Here is a 6294-nt window from a genome sequence, read left to right as displayed (position 1 = left end):
GCATCGGCCCTGTCGATCTCGGCCTCGGCCACGGCGTCGGCCGACGCCACCCCGCGCTCGTGGCGGCTGCGCCCGTTTCGGAGCTCGAATTCGGCCACGTCTAACTCAACCCGAGCCGAAAACAGCCCGAGAGCCGCCGTCGCCACATCCTGCCAGCGAGTCTCCAGCTCCTGCCGCACCCGTTCGCGGGCATCCGCCACCGCCCGTTCGGCTTCGGCCAGGGCGAGGGCCGCATCCGCTTCGGCCAGGCGGCGCTCGCCCCCATCGAAAAGGTCCAGTCCGGCCGACAGCGACACCGACCAGCCTGCCGAGCTGCCCGTACCCCCCGGCGAGGAGGTGGTGCTGGCCGAGAGTTTCGCCGTCTCGCCACGGTGCCGGACCGACTCGAGGCGGAGGCGGGCCAGTTCCAGTTCCTGCTCAGCCTGGCGCACCTCGAAGGCGCGGTCGAGCACAGCCTGTCGGATGCCCTCCGACAGCGGGGGCAGACCTTTCACCACGCCGTGCGCTTCCGCTGATGGGTCCGCCAACGGCGGGAGCGTCAGCTCCTCGCCGGGCAGGGTAAGGCGGCGAAGGGCCTCTTCCGATGCCCGCCTGGCCAGGGCCGAAAGCTCGTCCCCGCCGGGCAGGGGTTCAAGCCGGGAAGCCGGCAGCCGAAGCTGCCGCTCGAAGCCCGACAGCGACGCGGCGGCTTGCTGCACAGCCAGGGCAGCCTTCTGGGCAGCCGAGCGCGCCTTGAGTACGCCGTCCTCCCCCAACAGGCCGGCTCGCTGCAAGTCGACCGCCCGGGCCAGGGCGTTTTCTGCAAGGGACAGGCGTTGCTTTGCCACACTCAGCCGGGCCGCGGCCACCTGTACCGCAACGTACAACCGGCGCCCCTCCAGGCGGGCCTCCTCGGTGGCCGTCCTGAAGGCGTATTCGGCCTGTTGGACGCGCAAGCGGGCGCTTTCGGCTTCGAGGCTGCGGCTCTGGAGAGCAGGCGGCGGCCACAGCGTCCAGGCGGCCTCCAGCGAGGCGACGGTGTTCTGGCCGCTGACGGTGAAGTTCTCGCTGCCTTTCTCCAGGGTCAGGCCGGTACCGTGCCGCAGGCTGGCCTCAAGGGAAAGCGGCACCGCCGGCGACCACGTCAGGGTGACCCCACCGTTGGCGGCACTTCCCTGCCAGAACGTCTCCCGCGCGTCCAGACCCCACGTACCGGAGATCGCCAGCACAGGCGCCGACACTATCTTTGTCACCCGCTCGTGGTTGTTGCGGGCCGCCTCCAACTCGGTTCGGGCCTGCCGCACCCCGGCGTGGGCGGCGACGTACGCTTCCACCGCCTCGTCCTCGGGCACCGCGGCCACCGCCCTGGTTGCCATCGCCAGCAGCAGCGCCGCCGCGCCCACGCCCTGGACCACACGCCGGCTCATTTCGCCGGACCCGCTCCCTCCGGGCTAGCGTTCTCGCTGACCGCGGAGGTGGGCGGGCCAAAGCCGGGGTCTTGTCCGAGCAGGCGGCGCAGGTCCACCAGCGCTGTCAGGTAGCCCTTGACGGCGTTGAGGTAACCCTGGCGGGCCTGAAGGGTAGCCACCTCCGCCTGCATCACGGCCTGCTCCGTCTTCAGCCCGGCCTGCTGCTGCTGTCGGACGCCTTGCAGGCGCTGCTCTTCGATCTGCAACGAACGCCAGGCCACGTCCCGACGCTGTGCGGCGTTGACGGCCTGACCCAGCGCGAGGCGCACCGAACGGTCCAGCTCGACCCGGGCCTGGCGCAGCTCCAGTTCAGCCTTCTCGACGGCATACTCCCGGGCGCGAACGTCCAGCGGCGGGGCCTGCTCGGCGATGGCCTGCTGAAGCTGCTTGCGGGCGATTTCCAGCGCCTCCGAGCGCGACGCCACCTCGCCGCTTTTCTCGAGCGCCATGGCAACAGCCTCTTGAGGGCTGAGCGACGGGAGGGCGGGAATCGGCTCCGGTACCATCAGCGCTTCCGCCTCGGGGAGCACTTCGGGGTAGCCGAGGGCTCTGGCCAGCCGTTCTCGGGCGTCATCGAGGGAGACCCGTGCCTCCGCCAGGTCCTGGGCGGCCGAGCGCGCCACGTTCTCCACCTCCTGAAGCTCCAGGGCGCCCAGCGTGCCGACGCGGGCCTTTTCCCGGGCAGCCTCAAGGGCGGCCACCGCGATCCGGTGCCGCAAGTCGGCCACGCGTACGCCCTCGGCTGCGTTCATGACGTCGAAGTAGGCGGCAATCACGGACGCCACGGCCTGGAAGTGGCTGTCACGGAAGTCGTCTTCGGCCTTGCGCAGGTTGTGGCGGGCCATCTGTTCGGCCAGGGGTGAGGCTGACAGCAGGTTGTCCGCCATGGCTCGCTCGAAGTCAACCCGGGCGCTGGCCAGCGCCAGACGGGCGATATCGAGGGCGGCACCGCGTACCGCGTTCTCTACCGCTGACTCCAGGGTAAAGGTCTCCCGGGCCGGTCCGGGCTGCTGGCCACCGGTTTGGGCGGAAGGGGCGGCGGCCTCGAGCCGCGCCAGCGGGCCGAAGAGCCAAAACGTCGAGACGATGGCCAAAAGCCAAGCGATAACGGCACGTCCGGCCTTCCAGCGTCTGTTTGCGCCAAGATCCACCCTTTTGTCCCCCCGATCGGCCGGCATCTGGTCTAAGGCCTACTACAGCGCTCCATCGAACTTGTGAAGGAAATGTGTGGATACGATGAAGATGGCAGGAAGCTCGGGCGGGGCGTGCCGGCAAGCTGCAACGCGACCTCGTGGTGTCGGCGCCCGGCCCCTTCGGCCGCCCTGGGTCATGCTTCTCTTCCCGACCGCTATCGGCGTAACTTCAGCGTGAATACCTCATACGGCCGGTACGGCAGCTCGAGAACGCTCCCGCCACCGTCTACCTCGCGCACCGGCTCTTCCAGGAGGTTGGTCACAACCGCGCGGCAGAAGGATGCGGGGCCCTCCCCGCGGACCAACGCCCGGCCGCGGCTGCCATAGGCCTCGTAGCCCCGAACGATCAGCTCCTCGCCTTCCTCGGCCAGCTTGATCGCGCTCAGGCGCACAGGCTCGGCCTCGACGGACAACCATACCTTCTCCGCCGGGAGATCTCCGTTCGGATCGGCCACCGTCGCCCACAGCGGAGCGTTCAACGCTTCCGCCTCATCCACGGTCCCGTTGCGCCAGTCCCCCCTGTGGGGATACAGCGAGTAGGTGAAGCGGTGCGTCCCCTCGTCGGCATACGGGTCGGGGTGAATCGGCGAGCGGAGCAGGGTGATCCCCAGGATGTTCCCCAGCGCCGAGTGCCCGTACCGGCCGTCATTGAGGAGGCTTACGCCGTAACCGCCTTCGCTGAGGTCAATCCATCGGTGCGCCGGTATCTCGTACCGGGCCCGGTCCCAGGAGGTATTCCGGTGCGTCGGCCTGGAGACCGCTCCAAAGGCCGTTTCGCACGTCACCGCTTCGGATCGGACCGCCACCGGGAACACCGCCTTCAGCATCGTTCGCCGGCCGGTCCACTCGATCTCCGTTTCCACGTCCAGCCGGGGAGAGCCCGCGCGCAGAACGTACCGCTGCACGATGCGGGCACCCCCGCATCGCGTGACCACCTCGATGGCCGCCTGCAGCGGCCCTGCTTCGACGAGCTTCGGGGGCTCTACCGCCGTCAACTGCCGGCCGGTCTTCACATACTCCTCGTCAAGATTCCATGCCTCAAACTCTGCCGGGCGGTCCGAATAGGCCCAGAGCTGGTTGCCGCCTCCGGCCAGCACCTCCCGCCCCGCTTCCTTGTCGTAAACGGAGGCCAGCGTCCCGTCGCGGGCCACTCTCACCCTCAGGCGCTCATTCTCCAGTTCGTTGGCCGTCGCTCGCACCGGGGAAGGGTGGCCGGCCGGGGAGGCCGGCACGACGGAGAGGGCCAGATAGCCAACACCGTTCACCCGTTGTTGCGCCCCGACCACGAGAATCTTGTCGTTCCTCCGCTGGTAGGGCACTTCAGCACCGCCAGGCAAGAGGAGCCTGAAGGGCGTTGGCGGCAAGGCCCCGGCGTCGATCTCCAGCTCGAGGCGCCGCGGCCGGCTGGATAGATTCCAGACCACCAGGCTGTGCGTGGCTTGCGGATGAGAAGCGGGGATGCGCGCCGCAAGCGCCCGGGAGGCAGCCTCCCGGATGGAGGTGGCCCGTGCCACGACCTCTGCCAATTCACGCTCCGCCTGTTCGTTCACGACCCGCACCGAGGAGCCGGGCATGATGTCGTGGAACTGGTTGCGCAGGAGCGTCTGCCACAGGGTGGTCAGTTCCTCCCGAGGGTAGGGGAACGAGCTCTCCGCCCGGGCCGCCAGCGCACTCAGCGCCTCGGCCTGGTACAGCCTCGCTTCGCCCTTTCTGACCCCCTGCTTGATCCGGCCCTGGGTCGTGTAGGTGCCCCGGTGGAATTCCAGGTACTGCTCGCCAACCCAGACGGGAAGCGGTTGGGTACGGTCGATCCGCTCAAAGAAGTCCTCGATGCGACCCATCCGGCTCCGGGGCATGCCAGGGAAATCCTTCAACCGTTCGTAGCGCTCGAGCATCTCCTCCGTGGGGCCACCCCCACCGTCGCCCCAGCCAAAGGGGAGCAGCGTTTCGCCGTGGCGGGCCTTCCCCCGGAAGTTTTGCCAGGTGTTGCTGAGGTCGAAGGCCTGAATGTTCCCGTTGTAGCCCTGGTTTTCGTTGCGGATCAGGTGGGCCAGTACCCGGGTTCCGTCGATCCCCTCCCACCAGTAGAGGTCGTAAGGGAAGAGGTCCCGGTCGTTCCAGTACAGCTTCGTCGTGAAGAAGAAGTCGATACCTGCCTGCACGAGCAGCTGGGGCAACGCTCCCGTGAAACCGAAGCTGTCCGGAAGCCACGCCACCCGGCTCCGCCTCCCGAAGGCCCGCTGAAAGTAGCGCTGGCCGTGCAGAAGCTGACGGGCGAGAGACTCGCCGGAGGGCAGGTTGCAGTCGGGCTCCACCCACATGCCGCCAATAGGCTCCCAGCGGCCTTCCCGGACCCGGTCCTGGATGCGCCGGAAGAGCTCGGGGTCGTCCTCCTCGACGAACGCGTACAGCTGCGCCATGGATTGGGCAAAGGTCATCTCCGGATGCCGGTCCATGAGGTAGAGGACGCTGGAAAAGGTGCGCCTTGCCTTGCGCCGGGTCTCGTCCAGCGGCCACAACCAGGCCAGATCGATGTGGGCGTGTCCGGCCAGGGTGAGCGCCCCCTCGGGCCGAAACCGCCTGCCAAGATCGGCAACGCCTTCGCGCAACCTCTTCGCGGCCCGTTCCAGGCTTTGCCGGTGCGCATCGGTCAAAGGAGCCGGGCTTCCCTGCGCCTCCAGATCCCAATCCTCCCATACCTCGCCCACGAGCCCTGCGGCCTGGGAATCCCTTCCCAGTCCAGCAAGGTACGGGCGGGTTTGCTCGGCGGGCAGGTCCAGTTCAGCCAGGGCGGCCTCCAACAGCTCGGTCAGAAGGGTGCGGTATGCGCCGTGCGCGGCGCTGTCCATGTGCTGCGCGACATCCCACACGGCGAGCAAATCCTCATAGAGGGCCCGGACCTGGAGATCGGGCACGGCGATGAAGCCCTGGCGGAAACGGGGCTCTCTCACCGGTACACCGAAGCGGCCCCGGGGAACGGCTTCGACTTCGACGCGGAACGTTTCCCCGCCTCGGCACGCGCCGGTCAACTCGTACTCGCGCTGATAAACCTGGATCCGGGTGCGGCCGGCCGCGGGCGGCGGGCCCAAAAGGCCTCCCAGCGGCCTTCCGTTGACGCAGAGCAGGGCCTCGCCGTCCACGTCCAGGTGCAGGCGAACCGGCTGTCCGGCCCATGTCATCGGGATCGTGATTGGCAGGGCAATCCGGACAGGAAAAGCCCGGGATGGCCAGGGGTCCCCCGGACCGAAAGGAACCGGCTTGGCCATCTCGGGCGACTGAAACGTTCCGCGGCCCACCGTCTCCATCGCAAGGTTGCGCCACGCGCCCAGCTCCAGAATCCGGCGGTAAACCGCACCTAGGGGGTGGTCACCGTCTGGCATCCAGCCTTCCTCCTCAAGTAGGTTGCGACGCTCAGGCTTCGATTCGGATGACGACCGCGTCCGGAGAACCCTCGTACCAGACCCGCAACAGGCCGTATCGATCGTCCCACGCCCAGCGGCAGGTAGTCCCACCTTCCGTAACAGCTCGCTCCAGACGGACCTTTCGCGGGCGGCTCTCGCAGCGAACCACCAGATGCCCGGATACGCCCTGGGGAGCCGTAACCCAGATCCGATGGAAGCGGTCGCCGATCTCCTGCGCCTCGATTCGACCGA

At 68.3% G+C, this 6294-nt stretch carries 4 protein-coding genes; all 4 read right to left on the bottom strand.

Going from position 1 to position 6294, the window contains the following annotated elements:
• Positions 1 to 1406 (bottom strand): TolC family protein (locus tag AB1609_13740; protein MEW6047521.1); only part of this gene is annotated, 1406 nt, incomplete at its 3' end.
• Positions 1403 to 2599: a TolC family protein gene (locus AB1609_13735; GenBank protein ID MEW6047520.1), complete on the bottom strand. Its 1197-nt coding sequence runs from the start codon at positions 2597 to 2599 to the stop codon at positions 1403 to 1405. The genes AB1609_13740 and AB1609_13735, both read right to left, overlap by 4 nt.
• Positions 2600 to 2796: 197 nt before the next feature.
• Positions 2797 to 6021 carry a glycoside hydrolase family 38 C-terminal domain-containing protein gene (locus tag AB1609_13730; protein MEW6047519.1) on the bottom strand — a complete coding sequence of 1075 codons (3225 nt, stop codon included), beginning with the start codon at positions 6019 to 6021 and terminating at the stop codon, positions 2797 to 2799.
• 31 nt (positions 6022 to 6052) lie between these two features.
• Positions 6053 to 6294: hypothetical protein (locus AB1609_13725; GenBank protein ID MEW6047518.1), on the bottom strand; the 242-nt coding region annotated here is incomplete at its 5' end.

The sequence above is a fragment of the Bacillota bacterium genome (genome assembly GCA_040754675.1).
Classification (GTDB): Bacteria; Bacillota; Limnochordia; order Limnochordales; family Geochordaceae; genus Geochorda.
Note: the sequence above shows the minus strand (reverse complement) of the source record. Positions and strands in the feature narration are given on the sequence as shown.